Raw genomic sequence first — 22269 nt, forward strand, 5'->3', positions numbered from 1 at the left:
TTGTCCACATGGACGGGGGAACGGACTGTACTGGGAGCAAGTTTGGGCCGAAGCTTGTCCGCGTGAGGAACACAACCATCGTGGCGGCCGGAGCGCGAACAAGGATGCGGCTGGACCCGGACCTTTTACCCGCAGAACCGTCTGCTGCCCACCGCGCCGAGTATCAGAGCCCCCTCCTGCGACTGGTGGATTCCGCCGCCGGAGCCGTGACAGACCTGCTGGCGCTCGCAGTACCCGTGGACTGCGTGTGCTGCGGAGCCGAAGACCGGGCCCTCTGCGTACAGTGCGACCGCCACATCCGCCACCTGACGCGCCACCCCTTCCGGGCTGAAAGCGGAGCACCTGCCCTGATGGACGTCGGCGGGACCGTCCTGCTGCCGGTCGTGGCTGCGGGTGTATACCGGGACGAGCTGGCACAGGCCCTGTTGTCCTTTAAGCGGCACGGCCAGTTTCAGCTCAGGCGCAGTCTTGGCCGGGCGCTCGGCGGCGGCGTCCGCTCGGCAGCGCCGGGAAGGGAGGTGGCATGGCTGGTTCCGGTGCCGAGCAGCAACGCCGCCTTCCTGAAGCGCGGATTCAGCCCTGTCCACCTGCTCCTGCACGAAGTGTCACGGCAACTGCCGGGTTTCAGCGTGCAGGACGTGCTGGAAAAATCCGGATCAGGCAGCCTGCAGCTGCCCGGAGGCCAGAAGGGGCTGGACCGCGGAGGCCGCGCCAAGCGCGTGCGCGGTTCCATGCGGGTTCGCCGCCGCCGGAAGGAGGACATGGTTGGAAAGCGCTGCATCATCATCGACGACGTCCTGACCACCGGCGCCACACTCGCCGAAGCCGCCCGCGCGCTGCACCTGTCAGGAGCCATTGTGGCCGGCGCTGTGGTTCTGGCAGCGACACGCCCGCCTGACTCTTATGGGCCGGTGCCGCCTCCGCTGAACTTCGGGTAACCGCGCATGACTTTCGAAAAAAATAAACCAGGAAAGGATGAATAACATGTGGCTATGAACTAACGTCGGGTGTGGGTACCAAGAACAGAATGTACCTGTCGATGGCGGCTCGGAGAGGGGCTCGACTGTCAAACAGATCGGCCCCGGGAAGTGCTGCCATCGTGTCACCGAAGTCATTTGGAGGGCACCATGGAGTTTATGATCAGCGGACGAAATCTGACAGTTTCAGACCGGTTCCGCGAGTATGCCGGGGAGAAGATCTCGAAAATCGAGTCGCTGGGCGACAAAGTCCAGCGCGTTGATGCCAAAGTTTCCAAGGAGACCAGTTCACGGCAGACCGGCGACCAGTTGACAGTCGAGGTGACAGTTCTGGGCAAGGGACCGGTAATCCGCGCCGAAGCTAGCGCCGCTGACAAATTTGCTGCATTCGACCTCGCGTACAACAAGCTGCTTGAGCGGCTCCGCCGGGCCAAGGACCGCAAGAAGGTTCATCACGGAAGGCACACGCCTAAAGCTGTCCGTGAAGCAACTGCAACACTGGAGCCCGCCAGCACCCACGAACCCCTTTATGTCGAAGCGAGCCACCGGAACGAAACCACCGAGCCCCCTGCAGAGACATCACCCTACGATGTTGACAACGACATCCCCGCCGGTGATTCCCCGGTCCTGATACGGCGCAAGGTTTTCCCCGCCGCCCAACTTTCCCTCGACGACGCGGTGGACAACATGGAGCTCGTCGGCCACGATTTCTACCTTTTCGTGGACAAGGCTACGAATACGCCGTCCGTCGTTTACCGGCGCCGCGGCTGGACGTACGGCGTCATCACCCTGGACCATGAGTGCGAACCGGGTGACACCGTGGTCGAAGAAAAAATCATCGCGTACCGTTCGGATGACGCAGCAGCCAACGCCTAGGGTGGTGAACACCATCCGCAGAGAGGACTGACGTGCCAGCGACGCTGAGCCTGAACCAGGCCCGGCGGATCGCCCTGGCGGCACAGGGACTCGACAAAGGACGGCCCACCGGCCCCGTGACTTCACGGACGGTGGGCCGCACCTTTGCCCGGCTCCAGCTCGTCCAGATTGATTCCGTCAACGTGTTAGCCAGGAGTCACTTCCTGCCTTTCTTCTCCCGGCTGGGGAACTACGACCGCACCATCCTTCAACGGATGTCCGGTACCCATCCCCGGCGCATGGTGGAGTACTGGGCGCATGAAGCCAGCTATATCCGCCCCGAACACTTTCCGGACCTCCGGCTGTGGCAAAAAAGGGCCTGGGTAGGCGCCGCCGGAATGGACCCGGGCGTGCGTTCCGCCATATCTGCCAGGATCCTGGAAACGCTCGCTTCCTCACGCCCCATGACTGCTGCCCAAATTGCGGCCAGGATCGGTCACGTAGAGGAGAAACAGACGGACAACTGGGGCTGGAACTGGAGCGCCGTCAAGCGCGTCCTGGAACACCTGTTCGAGGAGGGCCTGGTTTCGGCGGCCTCCAGGACTGAGCAGTTTGAGCGTAAGTACACACTGACTGCCAGGGTGCTGCCGCATGTGTCCCTTGCAGACGATGGTGAACCCGATCCCGGCCCAGCGCTGCATCGGCTCATCGACGCGGCGGCCCAAGCACACGGCATCGGAACCGTGCGCTGTTTCGCCGACTACTTCCGCACTCCCGTCAAGGCCGCGGCCGCCTCCGTGGAATATCTTGTGGATTGCGGGCGGCTGGAGCGCGTGACCGTGACCGGCTGGAACCGCGAAGTGTTCCGCCACGCCGAAGCCAAGCTGCCGCGCAGCGCAACCGGCCGGGCACTGGTGAGCCCTTTTGATTCCCTGGTCTTTGAGCGTCGCAGGCTGGAGGAACTCTTTGGGTTTCACTACCGGATTGAGATCTATACCCCGGAGGACAAGAGGCGTTACGGGTACTACGTCCTTCCTTTCCTCCTGCGCGACTCGTTGGTGGCACGGGTGGACCTGAAGGCTGACCGCTTAGGCGGGAAACTGCTGGCTAAATCAGCCTTCGCCGAACCATGCGCCCCGGCGGACACCGCCGTCGAACTCGCCGCAGAGCTTCGGTTGATGGCGGCGTGGCTGGGACTTCCCGATGTGGAGGTGGGCTCGCGCGGCGATCTGGCCAACGCCCTGGCAGAGGCCGTAGCCGGCACTCAACCCGTATCCGCTCTCAGGGAACAAACAGGCCGCGGGGCCGCGTGTCTCCCGTAGACTAAAAACGCCAGAATTCGGCGGCATCAGACTGGGAGCAACTTCACGTGGCATCACTCATCGAAAAACTTCTCCGCACCGGCGATAAAAAAACGCTCCGGCAGCTGCGGAACTATGCCGACTCCATCAACGCCCTGGAAGACTCATTCAAGACCTTCACGGACGCCGAACTCCGTGAAGAAACGGACCGGCTGCGCGAGCGCCATCAGGAGGGCGGGGAGAAGCTTGATGACCTGCTTCCCGAGGCCTTTGCCGCTGTCCGGGAAGCTTCCTCACGAACTCTGGGCATGCGCCACTTCGACGTCCAGCTGATGGGCGGCGCGGCCCTGCACCTGGGCAACATCGCGGAGATGAAGACCGGTGAAGGCAAAACTTTGGTGGCAACTGCTCCTGCCTACCTCAATGCGCTCACCGGCAAGGGCGTCCACGTCATCACCGTCAATGACTACCTGGCCGAATACCAGTCCGATCTTATGGGCCGCGTCTACCGTTTCCTCGGACTGACCAGCGGCTGTATCCTCGCCAACCAGGACCCGGCCGTGCGGCGCCACCAGTACGCCTCAGATATCACCTACGGCACCAATAACGAGTTCGGTTTCGACTACCTCCGCGACAATATGGCCTGGGACAAGTCCGAACTGGTTCAGCGCGGGCACAATTTCGCCATCGTTGACGAAGTCGACTCCATTCTCATCGATGAAGCCCGTACCCCGCTCATCATTTCCGGTCCCGCCCAGGGAGACACCAACCGCTGGTACAGCGAGTTCGCCAAGGTGGTCCTGCGGCTCCAGCCGGAGAAGGACTACGAGGTGGACGAAAAGAAGCGCACCGTTGGTGTCCTGGAAAGCGGCATCGAAAAGGTGGAGGACTACCTCGGGATCCAGAACCTATACGAATCCGCCAACACCCCCCTCATCGGTTTCCTGAACAACGCCATTAAGGCCAAGGAACTTTTCAAGCGGGACAAAGACTACGTCATCCTCGACGGCGAAGTCCTGATTGTTGATGAGCACACCGGCCGCATCCTGGCCGGCCGCCGCTACAACGAGGGCATGCACCAGGCCATCGAGGCCAAAGAAGGCGTTGAAATCAAGGCTGAGAACCAGACGCTGGCCACTGTGACCCTGCAGAACTACTTCCGTATGTACGGCAAGCTCTCGGGCATGACCGGAACTGCCGAAACCGAGGCAGCGGAATTCATGAGCACCTACAAGCTGGGTGTGGTGGCCATTCCCACCAACCGGGACATGCAGCGGATCGACCAATCGGACCTGGTCTTCAAGAACGAGACAGTGAAGTTTGACGCCGTCGTCAAGGACATCGCCGAGCGGCACGAAAAAGGACAGCCCGTTCTGGTGGGCACCACGAGCGTTGAAAAGAGCGAATACCTGTCCCGGCTTCTTGCCAAGGAAGGCATCCGCCACGAAGTTTTGAACGCCAAGAACCACGCCCGGGAAGCAGCCATCGTGGCGCAGGCAGGCCGGAAGGGCGCTGTTACCGTGGCAACCAACATGGCCGGGCGCGGTACGGACATCATGCTCGGCGGCAACGCCGAGTTCACTGCAGTGGCCGAACTCGCCAAGCGCGGGCTGGATCCTGAAGAAAACTCCGAGGAATACGAGTCGGCGTGGCCTGCGGCCCTCGAAGCTGCCAAGCAGTCTGTCAAGGACGAGCACGAGGAAGTCCTCAACCTGGGCGGCCTCTATGTGCTCGGAACCGAACGGCACGAGTCGCGCCGCATCGACAATCAGCTTCGTGGCCGTTCCGGCCGCCAGGGCGACCCCGGCGAGTCCCGTTTCTACCTGTCGCTGACCGACGACCTCATGAGGCTCTTCAACTCCGGTGCGGCGGAGCGCCTGATGAACAGCTCGGTGCCGGACGACGTCGCGCTGGAATCCAAGCTCGTCTCCCGTGCCATCGCTTCAGCCCAGGGCCAGGTGGAAGGCCGAAACGCCGAACAACGCAAGAACGTGTTGAAGTACGACGACGTCCTGAACCGCCAGCGCGAAGCCATCTATGGCGACCGCCGGCGGATCCTCGAAGGAGATGACCTGCACGAGAAGGTGCAGTTCTTCGTGGAGGACACCATCACCGCCCTCATCGATGCTGCAACGGCCGAGGGCAACGGCGACGATTGGGACTTCAACCAGCTCTGGACCAACCTCAAGACCCTGTACCCGGTGAGCGTCACCGCCGATGAGATCATCGAGGAAGCCGGCGGAAAGTCCAGGCTTACCGTGGAGTTCCTGAAGGAGGAGCTGCTCTCTGACGCACGCCTGATGTACCAGGCCCGCGAAGAAGCCATCGGTTCCGAAAGCATGCGCGAGCTGGAGCGCCGCGTGGTTCTGTCAGTCATCGGACGCAAATGGCAGGAACACCTTTACGAGATGGATTACCTCAAGGAAGGCATCGGCCTGCGCGCAATGGCCCAGCGTGATCCCCTTGTTGAGTACCAGCGTGAGGGCTTCACCCTGTTCCAGAGCATGATGGAGGCCATCAGGGAGGAAAGCGTAGGATTCCTCTTCAACCTCGAAGTGGAAGTCACCCCCGCGCAGGACGTCGTGGTGGGGGACGATGAGGGTGGACATACCGAGCACGTGGAGCCGCAGGTCCGGGCAGCCGGGCTGGAAGCGCCCGCTCAGCCTGCTCAGCTGCAATACACCGCTCCGCGTGAGGATGGCGGCACACAGACGCGCGTGGAAACCCGGTCTTCAGGCCGGTCAGGCAACCCCGCGAAGGCTGCGGCGCAGGATCCGACCAGGCGGCCGGCCAAGAAGAAGAAGCGCTGACCCGTTACGGGTAAAGGCTGGTATCCGAAGTTGGAGCAGGGCCGGGAGTTGTTCCCCGGCCCTGTCCCGTCTCCGACCGAGTCAGCCTGCCGCTGCCGCTGCCGCGCGCCGTCAGCCAATGACAAGCTCGGTCACCCGCCACACTTGTTTGCCCCGCTCGAGCCGGACAGCAATCGCCCGGGCGCGGACATCGTCCACCACAACGGTGCTGGCCTCATAGATACCGTCCGCCACTTCGCAGACGCGCACTGAACGGACGACGGAGTTCCTGTGCAGCCGTGCCAAGGCTGGGTTCCCGCTTCGTGTGATTTCGCGCCTGATGAGGGAAGCACGGTGCTGCAGCGCTGCCAGGCAACGCGGATCAAGCCGCCGTGCCAGCTGGTGGACGGGGCGGATTCCTGCGAGCACCTCCATGGCCGCCTGGACGGTGCTGCGGGTGACCGCCCGCACCTCCGATAAGTCATCAAGAGGACGCACTACCGGAGGCTGGGTTCGGGTATGCGCTGCAGGGGAAGTGGCCGCCGGAGGCTGCGGTGGAAGCCGCCGGGGTGAGTGATTAGCCTGGCGCGCTTGTGGTGGGAGGGCTCGAACAGGTATGGCTGCAGTCATGACTTTCCCCTTGGCTGGTAGCTGGTGTTGGTGTGAATCGTTTGGGGCCGGCCCTGCTTAGGAGGCCGCCGGCGGCTGCAGAACTTGTCCTGGGAGCAGCACATCGGGATTGTGGCCGATGACTGACCGGTTGGCTTCGTACCACCGGGGCCATTGGGTGGCAATTTCAACATCCGAGGCCCCTGGCCCCATTGCCTGCGCTGCAACGTCCCAGAGTGTGTCTCCCGCCAGCACTGTGACGGCAGCGGCATTGCCCGTAGCGCCCGAGGCGGTGCGTGCAGCAGGGGCCGTCAGCAGTCCCGGGTCCGATGGCGGGGCAGACGGCTGCCAACCCGGATGAGTCTCGGATGCCGGAACTTTAGGGTCGGGGCTGCCGTCCTCCATTGAAACTGGAGCTGGGTCGCTCCCGGTGCCCCCCGCACCGGGAGGGGAGGCTGGAGCCGCGGCTCGAACCGATGCAACCTGGTCCTGGGTAGGATTCCATTCCGGTCCGGGTAGCCCGGTATGCGCAGTCGCGGCGGGGCCTGTTACCAGGTGGATCGAAAGTACGCCCAGGACCAGCCGCTGCATCAGGGCAGGTGAGAAGTTCGCGGTTAAGGAAGCCGCGCGGGTTTTGCCCTTCCGTTCGAGGAGCGTGGTGGCGCAGGCGAAGAACAATCCAAGGAACCACCAACCCACCAGTACAGCGCCGGCGGCCGCCGCGGCTGCCCCCAACAGGTGCTCAGCATCGAGTTCCTGGTGACGGGCTGAGGACTCCTTCCATTGCTCCAGAATCCCTGAACCCGCGGCAAAAAGCAGGATACCCAGGAGCAGTATGGTTGTAGCGCTTACGGCGTCAGTCCACCGGACAGGCTCTGGCGATCTCGTCATCAGATTTCCTTTTGATGCAGTTTGATGCAGATTGATGTTGTTATGCCCAGTGTGCACCCGTCCTTCATTCTTTGTCCAGACGTTGGACTGAAGTAGGAACCGTTATTGACGTCCGATGGTGCGGGCCCTACTCTGGCCGAATGCGCTGGGATTCACTCTTCGATGATCTCGAGAGCCAAATTGCAGAGACGGACCGGCTGGCCCTGGACGCCGAAGTCAACGAGCGGATCCGGGCGGAAATGGTTGGCCTGGAACTGGTCGACCGGTTGCGGGCAGGTCTGGGCTGCCGGCTGACTGTCCACGTTGCCGGCGGTGAGTCTTTTTCCGGGGTGCTCACCCACGCCGGTGGAGACGCCCTGGTGCTCGACGAGGAACAGCATCAGTTGCTCATTCCCTACGCGGCAGCAGTGCGCTATATGGGACTCGGCCGGGTGTCGCTGGCTGAAGCGTCCTCCGTGCGCCGTGGAATTGGGCTGGCGAGCGCCCTTCGCGTCATGGCCCGGGACCGGGCGGAACTTTCAGTTCTGACCGGGAATGCCGGCGGCATAGTTCGGCTGGCAGGAGTCATAGACCGGGTGGGACGGGACTACTTGACCTCGCTGTCCTCGCCCCGGGCGAGGCGCGCCGCAGCCACCACGTTGGCCAGATTGCCACTATCCCCTTCGCCGCATTGGCTGCCATCAGGTCGCGGCGGGCGGACGGGATCTGACCGCCGGCGGGCCGAGCACCAAGGGAGACCGGAGGAACAAGCCCGTGAGAGTCAGACCGACTTGGACTTTGATTCCTGAATCATCCGGCTTGCTTCGGCGTACCGCTCCTCGATGTACTGCTCAAGCATCTTTTCCTCGACCCGCCACTGCCCGCGGCCGCCGACCTGAATAGCCTTGAGCTCACCGCTTCGGACTAGGGCATATGCAGCCGGAGAATTAATCTGCAGCTGCTCGGCAACATCCGCGAGTGTAAGAAACCTGGGCATACACCCATTTTGCCCCACAACCGAGCGTTTTGCTGGTGTTATCCACAATTTGGCCTTGTTTGGCCTGATGACTTTCGTTCCTGCGTCCCTGCCGTAACAATGAGGGAGTCCGGACACACACAACAGTCGCGGTGCGCATAGGGGGAGAAACGGTAATGGTTCCTGAATCAGCTGCCACTGCGGCAAGGTTGAAACGGCCTTCATGGAAGGACCCCCGCTTACTGGTAGGTGTTCTCCTCGTGCTGGCATCCGTGGCTGGCGTCGTTGTCCTGGTGGGGAGCGCGGACCGGACCGCGGAGGTTTATGCTGCCCGTGATGGCATCGCCGTGGGCGAAAAGCTGACCTCGGAAAACGTGGTCCGTGCCAAGGTGAGGCTCGGGGAGACCGAGGCGCAGTACGTCACGGCCGAGTCGGGCCTGCCGGAGAATATGGTGGCGGTGCAAAGGATTGGCAAGGACCAGCTCGTTCCCCGGGCAAGCCTTGGCGCAGTAGATGAATTGGACCGCAAGCCGGTTGCCTTAACCATCGAGGAGACCTTGCCGGCGCAGGCGGTTGCAGGTGCCAGGGTTGATGTCTGGGTAGCCCAGCCGGATGCCCGAAACGGCTTCAGCGAACCGAAGCTTCTGCTGCCGGGAGCTGAAATAGCCGAGGTGACGGAAGGTTCAACAGCCCTTGGATCCTCCCGCACCACGGTGTTGATGGTGTTGGTGGAGGACAGCCAGATGCCCGCCCTGCTGGGCGCACAGGCAAACGAAGCGAAAATCTCTGTCGTGTGGAACCCCGGGGGCGGCACCCGATGAGTATTCCCGTCGTCACCGTCGGACAGAGCCGTGAGGACCTGGTTGGCGGCCTCGAACGCTTGCACGGTCCGGTTACCGTGGTTCGGAGATGTGCAGAACTGGCCGAGCTGCTGGCGGCATGCCAGAGCGGACTGGCACGGGCCGCCGTGGTTGCCGAGGGTTCCGAAGGCTTGACCGCGTCCCTCGTCGATCGGCTGGGAGCGGTCGGTGTCGCTATTGTCGCCCTGACCGATTCCCCGGAAGAGGCTGCGAGACTCCGGGGGATAGGAGTTGCCTCGGCCCTGACAGGCGTGGAATCAGCCATGCTATCCGACAGGATTACCGAGGCCGTGGCCCAGCTGACGGGCGGCGGGCAACTGGGCACGTACTGGAGTAATGCCGCCGATACCGGGGCTGCCCTCCAGCCCGTTCCGGCGGAACCGGAAAGCAGCCCCGACGAGCCCGGCCCGGGACGGATCATCGCTGTCTGGGGCCCTGCGGGGGCACCCGGGAGGACTATCGTAGCGGCGAATATCGCAGGCGAACTCACCGCCGAGGGAAAGACAGTCATCCTCGTGGACGCCGACAGCTACGGTGCGAGCATCGCGGCTGTGCTGGGCCTGATGGATGAGTCCGCCGGCCTGGCCCAGGCATGCAGGCTCGCAGACCAGGGGCTCCTGAATGCGGAAGCACTAAGAAAAGTAGCAACGCCAGTCACCACTAAACAGGGTACTTTCCGCGTCCTCACCGGGATCACCCGTGCAGACCGGTGGACGGAGCTCAGGGCCTCGGCACTGGCTCTCGTCCTGGAACGGGCGAAACAGCTTGCCGAGGTGGTTGTGGTGGATACCGGATTCTGCCTTGAGGCTGACGAGGAACTCAGTTTTGACACCATGGCCCCACGCCGCAACGCCGCCACTTTGCGCTCCCTCGAACTGGCCGACACTGTTTACGCTGTGGGCGCCGCGGATCCTGTCGGAGTGCCAAGACTCGTGCGGGGGTTGGCCGAGCTTGTGACCGCCGTTCCACAGACTGCCCCCATTGTTGTGATGAACAAGGTGCGGGCCTCCTCGGTAGGCCGGAGCCCTGAACGGCAACTGCAGGAAGCATGGCAGAGGTTCGGACCGGCAACGGAGCTGAAAGCATTCCTTCCTGAAGACCGCACCGCTGCCGATGCAGCTCTGCTCCGAGGATCGCTGTTGCTGGAGGCTGCACCGGAGTCGCCCCTTCGCCGGGCCATTGCGGAGCTTGTTTGTGCACCCGCCCAGCGAAATGCAAAAAGCTCTGTATTTTCTTCCACAGCAGCCCGGAAGCTAAAAGACTAGGCTCGCGGTAAGAGCTGCAAGGAAGCAGCGGAAATCTTGTGATGGAGGCGTGTGTCGATGTCGTCTGGATCCAGCGTGGAGGATCAGCCCCTTTCCATTGAAGGCCAGGAAGGCTTCATCGGGGACTACTATCAACACCTAGCCGATGAGGATGCACGGAGCTATCCGGCAGACACCCTGACAGCGCGGGCGGAAGCGCACCGGAACGTGGCGTCGGTGCGGAAGCCAGGCCAGGCCCTCGTTTCGATTCTGGACGAGGAAGACAGCAGCGTGGTCTTCGTTGTCACGGACGACATGCCGTTCCTGGTCGACTCCGTCAATGCGGAGCTCGTCCGCCAGCATGCAGCCATCAGGCTTGTGGTGCACCCTCTTTTCGTGGCTACCCGTAACAGGGACACCGCGGCGCTGGTAAAGGTGAACAAGGTGCCTTCGCATCTGGGCATCTCCAGTGGTGATACCGCTGCCATGCCCAATCTGTCCCACCTCATAGCGCAGGGTGAAAACGCCTCGCATATGGAGTCCTGGATCGCCGTCGAAATCAACCGCGTTTCCGAGGAAGCGAAAGCAGCGCTGCTCGAAGGTCTGCAGAGGGTACTGAGCGATGTCCGTGCAGCCGTTGAGGACTGGCCGCAGATGCGCCAGAAAGCGCTGCAAATCGCGGAAAGCCTCGACAAGGTTGCGAACCCGGCGCAGATCGCGGAGCTCCGCCAGGCGAAGGACCTCCTGCACTGGCTTGACGACGGGAACTTCACGTTCCTGGGGTACCGCGAGTATGACCTCATCAACGTGGACGGGGAAGACGTCCTCGAGCTGCGTGAAGACAGCGGCCTCGGGCTGCTGCGCGCTGCGGCAGATTCTCCGCACATCCAGCACCTCACGGACACGGGCAGGAAAAAGGCGCGCGAAAAGCGCGCGCTCGTGATCACCAAGGCCAATTCCCGTTCCACCGTCCACCGCTCTGCGTACCTGGACTACATTGGGGTCAAGAGTTTTGACGCCGCCGGCAATGTCAACGGAGAGCGTCGCTTCATCGGACTCTTTGCCACCAGCGCCTACACCGGTTCCGTCCGGAATATCCCGATTATCCGGGAAAAGGTCGATGCGGTCCTGGGCAGCGCAGGTTTCCCTCCGGATTCCCACTCGGGGAAGGACCTCCTGGGAATCCTGGAAACCTACCCCAGGGATGAGCTCTTCCAGATCGAGGTCCCGGACCTCGCAGCCACAGCCCTCGGCATCCAAAAACTCCAGGAGCGGAGGCGGACCCGGCTCTTTTTGCGCCCGGACATCTACGGGCGGTTTATGTCCGCCGTCGTCTACCTTCCCAGGGACAGGTACACCACCAACGTCCGACTCCGCATTGAGCAGGAACTACGCGAGACGTTCCAGGCCGTGTCAATCGACTATGAAGCGCGCATGACAGAGTCGGCACTCGCCCGGCTGTTCTTCCGTATCCGCCTGCCCAAGGGGGCGGATTTCAGCAACGTCAACACCGAGGAACTGGAGAAGCGGCTGGTGCGTGCCGCCCGTTCCTGGAGTGAAGGCATCGCGGAAGTCCTGCGGGAAGGGCGGGACGTTGCAGAGGCAAAGGAGCTAGCCGCCATCTGGTCGGAGGCCTTCCCCGCAAGTTATCGCGTTGACTACGAAGTTGAGGACGCCCTGGAGGACATCGCCCGCTTCGAAAGATACGGCGCGACGGCGGAACGGACTGCCGGCACCAAGCAGGAACGTCCCGGCGTCCATGTCTACCTCCCTGAAGGAGCGGGGGCGACACTCGAGGAGGACGCCCGCGTCAAGCTCTACATGCTGGAGCCCAAAAGCCTGAGCCAGATCCTGCCCTTCTTCCACAACCTTGGCCTGGAGGTCCTTGACGAGCGGCCGTTCGAAATCGAGACCGCGGACCGCAGGGATTTCTTCCTCTACGACCTGGGCCTCAAGTATCCGGCCGGAGTTGATCCTGTTTCCACCGGCCAATTGCTGGCTGATTCGTTCTCAGCCGCAGTCACCGGCGCCGCTGAATCGGACGCCTTCGACCGGCTCGTCCTGCGGGAGGGCCTGCAGTGGCGCCAGATCACGGTGCTGCGTGCCTACGCCCGCTACATGCGGCAGATGGGCAACGCCAACTCCTTCGGTTTCATGGCCGACACCTTGCTGGCCAATCCCGATGTGACGAAGGGGCTGAGCGCGCTTTTCGCTGCCCGCTTTGATCCTTCCCTGAACGAGGAAGAACGGCTGGAGGCGCAGGCGTCCGTCCGCGAGGGTCTGGCAGCGGCCATCGAAAAAGTTGCGACTCTTGACGCCGACAGGGTGCTGCGAACCTTCGTGAACCTCATCGAGTCCACGCTTCGGACCAACTTCTACCAGTACAAGCCACACCTGAGCTTCAAGCTCAACCCCGCAACAATTGAAGGGCTGCCCTTCCCCCGCCCCATGTTCGAAATCTGGGTCTATGCACCACGCGTCGAGGGCGTTCACCTCCGCTTCGGCAAGGTAGCCCGGGGCGGGCTGCGCTGGTCCGACCGCCGCGAGGATTTCCGCACCGAGGTGCTGGGCCTGGTCAAGGCACAAACGGTCAAGAACGCCGTCATCGTCCCCACCGGAGCCAAGGGCGGCTTCTTCGCCAAGCAGCTTCCCGACCCTACCCTCGACCGCTCCGCCTGGATGGCCGAAGGCATTGAAAGCTACAAAACCTTCATCCGCGGTCTCCTCGATCTCACTGACAACCTCGTCACTGGGGGAGACGGCGAAAGGCTGGTGCCGCCGTCGGACGTTGTAAGGCACGACGACGACGATTCCTATCTCGTGGTGGCGGCAGACAAGGGAACCGCGACCTTTTCCGACATCGCCAACGGCCTGGCGCAGGAATACGGGTTCTGGCTCGGCGACGCGTTTGCCTCCGGCGGGTCGGTTGGATACGACCATAAGGCGATGGGCATCACCGCGCGCGGCGCCTGGGAATCCGTGAAGCGCCACTTCAGCGAGCTCGACCTGGACACCCAGACCCAGCCCTTCACGGTGGTCGGGGTGGGCGACATGTCCGGCGACGTGTTCGGCAATGGCATGCTCCTCTCACGCCACATCCGGCTTGTCGCCGCCTTCGACCACCGCCACATCTTCCTCGACCCCAACCCGGACGAAGAAACCTCCTTCGTGGAGCGGCAGCGGCTGTTCGAATTGCCGAGGTCCTCATGGGACGACTACAACAAGTCCCTCATCAGCGAAGGCGGCGGCGTCTTCGCCAGGCAGGCCAAGTCAATTCCTGTTTCAGCCCAAGTGCGGGCCGCCCTGGGCCTTCCCGCTGAAACCACCGAGCTCAGCCCGCCGGAACTCCTGCGTGCAATCCTGCTGGCTCCTGCCGACCTGCTGTACAACGGCGGAATCGGCACCTACGTCAAGGCGAGCACGGAGACCAACGCTTCCGTAGGGGACAAAGCCAATGATGCCATCCGTGTTGACGGCAAGGACCTGCGCGTGAAGGTGGTGGGCGAGGGTGGAAACCTGGGGATGACCCAACGCGGCCGCATTGAGGCAGCTCTGCAGGGGGTCATTCTCAACACCGACGCCATCGACAACTCCGCCGGTGTTGACTGCTCGGACCATGAGGTCAACATCAAGATCTTCGTGAACCGGATGGTTGCTGCGGGGAATCTGTCGGCAGAAGAGCGTGCAGGTTTCCTTGCCTCCATGACCGATGAGGTGGGCCGGCTGGTGCTGGAGGACAACATCGACCAGAACATCCTGCTGCTGAACGACCGGACCAAGGTGGCAGAGTGGAGTCCCAGCTATGAGCGGCTGATGGACTGGCTGGAGAAAAAGGCTGACCTGAACCGTGAGCTGGAGGCGCTTCCCACCACGGCAACCCTGCGGGAACGGTTGCAGCAGGGACAGGGACTGACGTCGCCGGAGCTGTCCGTGCTGGCCGCCTACGCCAAGATTGAGCTGGCGTCCGCACTGCGGGACAGTGATTTGGCTGATGACCCGTGGTTCAGGAAAACGCTGCGGGCCTACTTCCCCGAGCAGCTGCGCGACCGGTTTGACGCGGAGCTGGACACCCACCCACTGCGGCGCGAGATCATCGCCACAGTCGTGGCCAACGACATGATCAACATGGGCGGCATTACTTTCGCTTTCAGGACCATGGAGGAAACTTCGGCCTCGGAAGTGGCTGTGGCCAAAGCGTTTGTTGCCCTGCGGGAGGTGTACGAGCTCGACGTAATGGTCGAGGAGCTGAACAACCTGCCGGCATCGTTCCCCACCGAGCACTGGAGTACCGTCCACCTGGACATCCGGCGGCTGCTCGATAGGGCCGTCCGGTGGCTGCTGGGGCAGGGCAGCGTTTCGCGGCCGATTGCCGAGGTCGTCGGTGAATTCAAACCCCTCGTGGATCCCATGTGCGCCCGCCTGCTGGACTACCTGCGCGGCGATGACCGGGACCGGGTTGCCGGCTGGCTGGAAAATGCGCGCGATTGGGAGCTGCCCGAAGGGCTCGCTCTCCGCTGGGCTGAGCTTTTCGAGAGCTTTGTCCTGCTGGACATCGCAAAGATTGCCCGCGTCCGCAAGGATCCCGTGGAGGAAATAGCTGCCGTCTACTACACCGCCTTCAACCGGTTCCACGCAGATTCGCTGTTGGAGCGCATCAGCAGCTTGCCGCGGCAGGACAGGTGGCAGGCGTTGGCCAGGGCAGCCCTGCGGGATGACCTGTACTCGACTATTTCGGACATGACGACCGCGGTGCTGGACGCCACCAGCGCAGCGCTCTCGCCGGAGGCGCGCCTGAAGGATTGGGAGGCCCTGAACGCGGAGCAGTTGGGCCGGGCCAAGAGCATGTTCGATGAGGTCAATGCGCTTGAAGCCGACGACATGGCCTCACTGTCGGTAGCATTGAGGCTCTTGAGGTCAATCGTTCGACGCTAGCGAGTCCGGCGTCGCAAATGGAGGTGCAGTGGCAATCTTTACGGACCCCATCAGGGAACATGCTGATTTCGGGCCGGGCGATGCCGAATGGCTGCACCTCCTGGTGGGGGACTGGCAGATGGTTGCGGACCTGGCGTTCGCGGACCTCGCGCTCTGGTTCCCCCACCCTGACCACGGCTATGTGGCACTGGCGCATGTCCGGCCATCCACCACCCACACGGTGTTCCACGGTGACTTCGTGGGGGATCCCATCCGCTCCGATCTCCAACCGCTGGTGGACAAGGCATGGAACAGCCGCTCTATTGAGCGTTCCAGTGAAACCAACTGGAACAGCGACATGGCGCTGCGGGTGGAGGCCGTTCCCATGGTGCGGAACGGCCGCACGCTGGCCGTAGTCACCACGCACATGGATCTCTCGAGCTCGCGTATGCCGTCCCGGCTGGAGCTGACGTACCGGCAATGCGCGTACGACCTTCTCAGGATGGGCACCCTGGGCCTGTGGCCGGACTTCGCGTCTCCCACGGGTTCCCGCCGCGGTGCCCCGCGTGTAGGCGACGGGCTGATCCGGCTCGACGCCGAGGGCATCGTGCAGTACGCCAGCCCCAACGGTGTCTCCGCTTTCCGGCGCCTCGGTGACGGGGAATCGCTGGAGGGGCGGTCGCTGGCGGAGGTCACGGCAAGCCTGCTGAAGGACCGGCGCATGGTTGACGAGACGTTGCCCCTGGTGGTGACCGGCCGGATGCCGTGGCGCAGCGAGATTGAATCGCGCGGGGTGAGCCTGTCCCTGCGCGCGATCCCGCTGCGGGATGAGCAGCAGCGCTTCGGCGCCCTGGTTCTCTGCCGGGATGTTTCCGAACTGCGACGGCGGGAAATGGAGCTGGTGACCAAAGATGCGACCATCCGCGAGATCCACCACCGCGTTAAGAACAACCTGCAGACTGTTGCGGCGCTGCTGCGGATGCAGTCCCGCCGCATGGTGAGCGACGAGGCGAAGCAGGGCCTGGAGCAGGCGATGCGCCGCGTGGCCACCATCGCGCTGGTCCACGAGACGCTGTCCCAAGGTCTGACGCAAAGTGTGGACTTTGACGAGCTGATCGGGCGGCAGTTCCGGCTCTCAGCAGAGGTCGCCTCGCCGTCGCAACAGGTCCGGACCGAGCGCTCCGGCATGTTCGGCGAACTGCCCAGTGACTTCGCCACACCCTTGGCCCTGGTCATCAATGAGCTGGTTACCAATGCCGTGGAGCATGGCCTTGAGGGGCGTACGGGAACAGTCTGGCTGTTGGCTGACCGCTCCGAAGGGGAAGAAGGCGGGGAAGAGCTGACTGTCACTATCGCCGACGACGGCGTGGGGCTTCCCGAGACGCCTCACGTTGAGGGGCTTGGCCTGCAGATCGTTCGTACCCTGGTGACCAGTGAGCTCGGCGGCACCATCCAGTGGCAGCCGCGCGAAGGCGGCGGCACTGCCGTTCAGATCCGTCTAAGCCTCGAAGCCAAATAGTCGGGGGACAGCAAAAGGCCCCGGCGGCAACCTTGCGGTTGCTGCCGGGGCCTTTTCTTGAAAGCTTGTTGGTCGGTGTGCCTAATGGAGTCAGGAGGCCCGGCGGGCGCGGGCTGCCCGGCGCTTGAGTGCGCGGCGCTCGTCTTCGCTCATGCCGCCCCAGACACCGGCATCCTGGCCAGACTCGAGGGCCCACTGCAGGCAGGTGTCCACCACCGGGCAGCGGCGGCACACGCTTTTCGCTTCCTCAATCTGCAGGAGCGCCGGGCCTGTGTTTCCAACGGGGAAGAACAGTTCCGGGTCCTTTTCAAGGCACGCTGCGCGGTTACGCCAATCCATGCTGATCAGTTGCTCCAATTCTGGGAAAAGCTCTTTGTGAAATTATTCACTAGTAGCTACAAAGGAAAGGGGCCCGACAGGGCCCCGTTGGTCATCTGCATCAAGCCTGTCATGTTAACGCTGTGTAAACAAGAGGTAATAAGGCTTGAAATCCCGGGAACGCTGAGCGATGCATCACAGTAGCGGCAGCGGCCCTCACCACTGTCCGACTATGTCCGGTAGGGTGCCAATGTGTCAAGACCTCCCGAGTACCCCACCGACCCTCCGAGCGGCTCAGGCAGCGCAGGCAAAGGTCCTGAGGAGGCTCCGCCTGGACCGCATACGCGTAGCACCCACGGGGGCCGGCCCCCGGCTGTCCTCGTGGTGGCGCTGGTTGTGGCGGCGGAGGCGACAGCCCTGCTGGCAGCCGCGGCCTGGTACGGCTACCAGTTGGCGGCCGGCAGTCCGGTCCTTTCATTTTGGGGCGCAGTCTTTACCCTTGTGCTGCTGCTGGCCTTCTCTGCTTGGTTGTTCGCGGTAGCTGTGTTCCTTTACCGGGGATACCGCTGGACCAGGGCGGCCGCGCTGGTGGCACAATTGTTTGCTTTGACCATCGGTTTTCCCACTCTGACTGGCGGTCTGCCGTTGGCTGGGCTGGCCATCCTGGTCCCGGCCGTCAGCGCCATCGTGCTGCTGTTCCATAACAAGGTCATCAGTTTTGCCTCCCGGACCGGAAGCACAACCCCGGCCCTCTGACCGCTTGTCCGGCAGCACCTGTGTGCGGGCCTGTCTGCATGTCCTGGCCGGCATCCTTCAGCCTGTCTTTTTTGCGAGCTTCCTGCCATGACTCTGGCTACTGGTTCTCGGGGCCCTTTACTAGCGTTCCCGCGGATCATGCTTGGAGATGGGTCCAGCCCAGCCGACTTGGATATTGCGGGCGTGGCCCTGGGCGACGAGAACGCCCCTGCCGGGCGGTGCGTCGGCATCTACGTCGAACCTGATTCCAAAAAGATCACCATCCTGTAGTGAACGTGGTGCTAGCAGGAGTCCCGTCCCGGCCGAGCGGGAGTTTATGACCAGCGGCACACGTTGGATGAGCAAGGAGCTGTAGGACGCGGTGAGGACCACGGGGTAACCCAAGGCGTGCATTTCCGATAAAACCCGGATGGCCTCGGCGGGGAGAAGATCGGCATCATCGGCCAACGCGACGGTTCCCTTTGGTGTTTCGCCTGCCGCTGCGACGGCCAGTTCCCGCTGCCAGAAGTCAACCGGGTCCGTCCCGTCTTCCGGGAAGAGCCAAGGGCCGCCGCCGGGGTTCATCAGCGGCAGCGCGCGAAGGACATTGGTTTTTCCCGATCCAGATCCTCCCAGGACGGTGAATACTCCTGCCGCCGGCAGCCTGAAGGACATGGGGACTAGTTCATCACCGCCCACACCCACGAGGACCTCGCGCGGAGTGGTGCTGCCCCGCGCGGGTCTTAATTGTCGCCCACGGGTCAGGGCTTGTTCCATCCCGAGTGGCTCCGTGCTGGATCGTATTTCTGTGGCCACCACCAAGGCCGGCAATTGTTCAACTTTGAACGGGCGCGTACTTGCTGGGCAGCTCGAGTTTCCCGCACTACTCGCGCTTGCATGGCTGTCCACGTCGTCCGCATTGTCCATGCTGGTTATGTTGTTATTATTCATGCTCGCTGCTGGTCCGGACTCCCAGGACTGGTTAGGGGCGGCGCTGTACAGCTGGCAAGTGGCCGGACCGCCACGCGCGATGGGACCAAATGCTACGGCGCGGCCTCTAACCTCGGCCGTAGAGGGCATTCGGGGCCACGCTATCCGGCTGTCCGGATTTGAACCGGTGGGGAAGTAAAGCCGGTTGGGAAGTGCCGGGAACGCCCTTGAGCTGACAAGTTCGCGGTCGCCCGAAACAAGCACAATGATCGTTGCACCTGCGCCGTCACGGGTCAGGTCCTGGACAAGGTCTTCGGCCCAGGACAAAGGCCCGGCACGGAATGTTGAAAGCCACGAACCCCAGCCAGAGATGACGAGGAGCAAAGGCACTTTGTCTTGTTCACCGGATTTGCTTAGCCGGCGTGACATTTCCTTTTTCAAGCGTTCCAACACGCGGACGGCCCGCCGCGGGTCGTGCAGGCCCACATATGCCCCGATACGGGCATGATTGGCTGTGCGATGAAGGGTGCCCCCTGCATCCAGGATGTAGCCGTGCGTTTCAAAGGGGTGCGAAAGCACTTGCATCACTGCCAGTTCCAAGGCATCTGTGCCCCCGGAGGATGGGGCGCCGATGAGGGCCAAGTGACTGTCCTCAGCAGGATTCCACGTCAGTGGCGCCACTCTTTGCTGTTCCGGCAGGTCCAGCAGGCCGAGGGTCATCGATCCTGCCACGCTCGTGCGACTGCCTGCCGGAGTTGCTGATATCGCCTCGTGGGGTCCCCTCAGATCCGGTGGGAGGGGACGGGCGACTGGCCGCCTCGGCCTCCGGCCCATCCGATCACACCAGAGGTCCTGCATCATAGCCACGAGTGGTGCTGCAGCCTGCGCGGGTGATTCGGCAGCGGGGACACTTTCAGAGCCACCCGTCTTGTCGAAGGCAAGACAATCGATGGCGGGCTGCACGATGACGGCGGCGCTCGTGCCGAACGTGCACCGGGTTGGTCCCGCGGAAGCGGCCTGAAATTCCTGGGGAGCTTCCGTGCCGCGCGCCAGGAAGGCGCGCCCAGGGGCATCAATGCTGATGGCCGCCGCAACCTTGGAATTGATGATGTCCAACGACTCCATCTCCGACTGAACCCGAAGCGCGATGCTTGAAGTCACATTGGCCCGAATGTCCGCTGTCAGTGCTCCTTGCGGGCGCTGGGTGGCCATGACCAAGTGGATTCCCAGCGAGCGGCCAATGGCCGCTATCCGCATCAGTTCCCGAAGTACTTCCGGGGCATCGTCCACTAGCATGCGGAACTCATCGATGACAATGACCAGATGGGGAAGTGGGAAGTCATGTGCCGCAGGGGTGGACTCGTATGCCGCTAAGTCCGACACCCCCGCGGTAGCCAGCGCTTCCTCCCGCAGGCGGATTTCCGCACGGAGGGAAGTAAGGGTGCGTTCGAGCTCGTAGGCGGACAGGTCCGTCAGGAGCCCGACGCAATGCACCAGTTCCGCTAGGGGCCCGAGCCCGGACCCGCCCTTGAAGTCGATGAACAGGAAATTAACCCGCTCCGGTGGGTGGCTGAGGGCCAAAGCCAGGGTGAGGCTGCGGAGGAGTTCCGACTTGCCGGAACCGGTGGTACCGGCGACCAGCAGATGGGGGCCGTCTGTCTGAAGGTCCAGAGTGCGTGGTCCGGTGGTACCCAGACCTAGAGGAAAGTGAAGACGTCGTTCCCGGGCGCTGGCATTCCAGCGGGCGGCAGTTTCATGGGGCGAGAGCGGCAGCACGTCCTGGAGTGAGCACACCTCGGGGACAGCAGACTCCTCGCTTTCCCGTGGTTCCGGATGGGATGCCAGGTGCCGGCAGAAGCTGAGGAAGACACTCTCTGGTGCCAAGTCAGGGACAAAGGTTATGTTGCCGGCGGCGAGCCGCAGCAGTGATTTCTGCTCGGATAGTTCCACATCTGCACCCGCACCTTCCCCGGCCGCGAGGAACTCAAGGACCTGCCAACCGAGCGCCGCAGCACTTTCGCAGACTGCGCCGTCGTCGCCCGCTGCAGCGGCAGGATCCAGCAGCAGGAGTACGCCGTGCCGGTAGTTCCGCCCGAAGCCCTCATCCAGGACACGGAATACGTCCGGTACAGAAGCGGTGAGAGTGACAGCAGCTAAATACCTGGCACCCAGAGGAAGTCGGTCTGCTTCCCCAAAGATGATGATTCGTGTGCCCTGGCCCCTGGGATAGCCCGCAAGCTGCATGACGAGCGAACGGACGAGGCCGTCCGTCTCTGCCCGTGGTCCGCGGAACGTGGTTTTGATGGATGCCGGGTCCAGCGATACCGGAACAGCGGCCAGGGGCGGAAGGTGGATGGAGGAGATGGAAGGCTCGACTTTCACGTTGGCGGGTTGCGGAGCCTCCCCAAGCCGCAGCCAGACTCTTTCCTCGCTGGAGCAAATAGGGTTGCGGCCCTGTCTCTGACTGACGACCAGCACGAGGACCGCCAGTGATGGGCCGGCCCGCCGTCGTCGTTTTTGGTCTTCTGCCATAGCGGCCATGACTGCTTTTGTCAGGTCCCGGTGTTGCCTGCGATGTGAGGCGACGGGCACGAGGACAGACACCGCGGAGGCGGCAGCAAAGGCCAGGAACATCCACATACCGGTGAGCACGGCAAGTCCTATCCCAACCAGCAGGGGAAGAATAGCAGCCAGTAGGAGGGCCGCCCTGTTGGCTGTATCCATTCGGCCGGGGACGGTGAAGGGCTGACGGGTGGAGGCGCCGGCGTCGGCTAGTTCTTTATCCGTTATGTCCATAAAGACCAGCGACATGCTTGTGTTGCCGCAGGTGATAATTGAGCCTGTGGAAATGACGGCGACGCGGACCCGTTCGCCGTCGATGCGGATGCCGTTGGCGCTGTCCAGGTCGATGATCATGATGGCTGTGTCTGTAACGTCGAGGCGGGCGTGCTCCCGCGACAGTTCGGGGTCGGGGATCACGATGCGGGTGCCGCTTCGCCCAATTGAGTAGGAACCCCGCCGCAGCGGGACAACGGTGCCCGCTCCCACTCCGGTGTGGACCGCCAGTGCGAGGTGCGCGTCCCCGGCCGTCGCCCGCCGTTGAACTTTGCGGGCATTCCGCTGGGTAGGCCCATCGACAAGGACGGCGCCGTTAACCAATGGGGCCAAGCCCACGGTCATCAAGCGGATGTCTTCGCCGTTGATAGTGACCGGCCCTGTTCCGAAGTGCTGAATCAGCTGGGCATGTACATGTTCACCGGCGGTCCCCTCAGGTGCATCTATGGTCAGCTCCCGGGGTAGTTCCTGCAGCCCCGCACTTGGGCTGCGGACCAGCGTGAAATGAAATTCCATGGGTACGAATCCTTACGGCCTTTT

General features: G+C 63.0%; 15 protein-coding genes. 10 read left to right on the plus strand and 5 right to left on the minus strand.

What is annotated here, in order from left to right; all coding sequences use genetic code 11:
* The first annotated feature begins 62 nt into the window (after window positions 1–62).
* From AC5RVN_RS02010 to secA, 4 genes are all read left to right on the plus strand, one after another.
* The gene (locus tag AC5RVN_RS02010; RefSeq protein WP_494136922.1) at window positions 63–938 is read left to right on the plus strand and encodes a ComF family protein; all 876 of its coding nucleotides are present in this window, start codon (window positions 63–65) and stop codon (window positions 936–938) included.
* A 189-nt stretch (window positions 939–1127) separates the two neighbouring features.
* Window positions 1128–1853, plus strand: coding sequence for a ribosome hibernation-promoting factor, HPF/YfiA family (gene hpf, locus AC5RVN_RS02015; protein WP_494041771.1), 726 nt, complete (start codon window positions 1128–1130; stop codon window positions 1851–1853).
* A gap of 32 nt (window positions 1854–1885) precedes the next feature.
* Window positions 1886–3154, plus strand: coding sequence for a winged helix-turn-helix domain-containing protein (locus tag AC5RVN_RS02020; RefSeq protein ID WP_494136923.1), 1269 nt, complete (start codon window positions 1886–1888; stop codon window positions 3152–3154).
* Window positions 3155–3201: 47 nt separating this feature from the next.
* A complete protein-coding gene (gene secA / locus AC5RVN_RS02025; protein WP_494136924.1) occupies window positions 3202–5943 on the plus strand; it encodes a preprotein translocase subunit SecA in 2742 nt (913 codons plus the stop codon).
* A 111-nt stretch (window positions 5944–6054) separates the two neighbouring features.
* Here secA and AC5RVN_RS02030 read toward each other — a convergent pair whose 3' ends face one another.
* Together AC5RVN_RS02030 and AC5RVN_RS02035 are read right to left on the minus strand one after the other, a co-directional pair.
* Window positions 6055–6420: an Rv3235 family protein gene (locus tag AC5RVN_RS02030; RefSeq protein ID WP_494136925.1), complete on the minus strand. Its 366-nt coding sequence runs from the start codon at window positions 6418–6420 to the stop codon at window positions 6055–6057.
* A gap of 189 nt (window positions 6421–6609) precedes the next feature.
* The gene (locus AC5RVN_RS02035; RefSeq protein WP_494136926.1) at window positions 6610–7422 is read right to left on the minus strand and encodes a LysM peptidoglycan-binding domain-containing protein; all 813 of its coding nucleotides are present in this window, start codon (window positions 7420–7422) and stop codon (window positions 6610–6612) included.
* Window positions 7423–7562: 140 nt separating this feature from the next.
* Between AC5RVN_RS02035 and AC5RVN_RS02040 the strand changes: the two genes are divergently transcribed.
* On the plus strand, window positions 7563–8210 hold the full coding sequence (locus AC5RVN_RS02040) for a hypothetical protein (protein WP_494136927.1): 648 nt from the start codon (window positions 7563–7565) through the stop codon (window positions 8208–8210).
* Here AC5RVN_RS02040 and AC5RVN_RS02045 read toward each other — a convergent pair.
* Entirely contained in the window at window positions 8183–8398 is a 216-nt protein-coding gene (locus AC5RVN_RS02045) for a helix-turn-helix domain-containing protein (protein WP_045729765.1), read from the minus strand. The genes AC5RVN_RS02040 and AC5RVN_RS02045 overlap by 28 nt on opposite strands.
* Window positions 8399–8553: 155 nt before the next feature.
* Between AC5RVN_RS02045 and AC5RVN_RS02050 the strand changes: the two genes are divergently transcribed.
* Genes AC5RVN_RS02050 through AC5RVN_RS02065 form a run of 4 tightly spaced genes read left to right on the plus strand, consistent with a single transcriptional unit; the run spans window position 8554 to window position 16911 of the window.
* Window positions 8554–9198, plus strand: a complete 645-nt coding sequence (locus AC5RVN_RS02050) for a hypothetical protein (RefSeq protein ID WP_494136928.1) — start codon at window positions 8554–8556, stop codon at window positions 9196–9198.
* Complete coding sequence (locus tag AC5RVN_RS02055) at window positions 9195–10502, plus strand: CpaE/TadZ family protein (RefSeq protein WP_494136929.1); 1308 nt, start codon at window positions 9195–9197, stop codon at window positions 10500–10502. The genes AC5RVN_RS02050 and AC5RVN_RS02055 overlap by 4 nt, the downstream gene beginning before the upstream one ends.
* A 57-nt stretch (window positions 10503–10559) precedes the next feature.
* Window positions 10560–15413 carry an NAD-glutamate dehydrogenase gene (locus AC5RVN_RS02060; protein ID WP_494136930.1) on the plus strand — a complete coding sequence of 1618 codons (4854 nt, stop codon included), beginning with the start codon at window positions 10560–10562 and terminating at the stop codon, window positions 15411–15413.
* Window positions 15414–15441: 28 nt separating this feature from the next.
* Entirely contained in the window at window positions 15442–16911 is a 1470-nt protein-coding gene (locus tag AC5RVN_RS02065; RefSeq protein ID WP_494041762.1) for a sensor histidine kinase, read from the plus strand.
* Window positions 16912–17001: 90 nt separating this feature from the next.
* On the opposite strand, the gene AC5RVN_RS02070 is transcribed toward AC5RVN_RS02065, so the two are convergent.
* The gene (locus AC5RVN_RS02070) at window positions 17002–17250 is read right to left on the minus strand and encodes a WhiB family transcriptional regulator (RefSeq protein WP_015937605.1); all 249 of its coding nucleotides are present in this window, start codon (window positions 17248–17250) and stop codon (window positions 17002–17004) included.
* A 363-nt stretch (window positions 17251–17613) separates the two neighbouring features.
* Here AC5RVN_RS02070 and AC5RVN_RS02075 point away from each other — a divergent pair, with 363 nt between their 5' ends.
* Window positions 17614–17985, plus strand: a complete 372-nt coding sequence (locus AC5RVN_RS02075; RefSeq protein ID WP_494137091.1) for a hypothetical protein — start codon at window positions 17614–17616, stop codon at window positions 17983–17985.
* 120 nt (window positions 17986–18105) lie between these two features.
* On the opposite strand, the gene AC5RVN_RS02080 is transcribed toward AC5RVN_RS02075, so the two are convergent.
* A complete protein-coding gene (locus AC5RVN_RS02080; RefSeq protein ID WP_494136931.1) occupies window positions 18106–22245 on the minus strand; it encodes an FtsK/SpoIIIE domain-containing protein in 4140 nt (1379 codons plus the stop codon).
* Window positions 22246–22269 lie beyond the last annotated feature (24 nt).

The organism is Arthrobacter sp. sptzw32 (assembly GCF_059089735.1).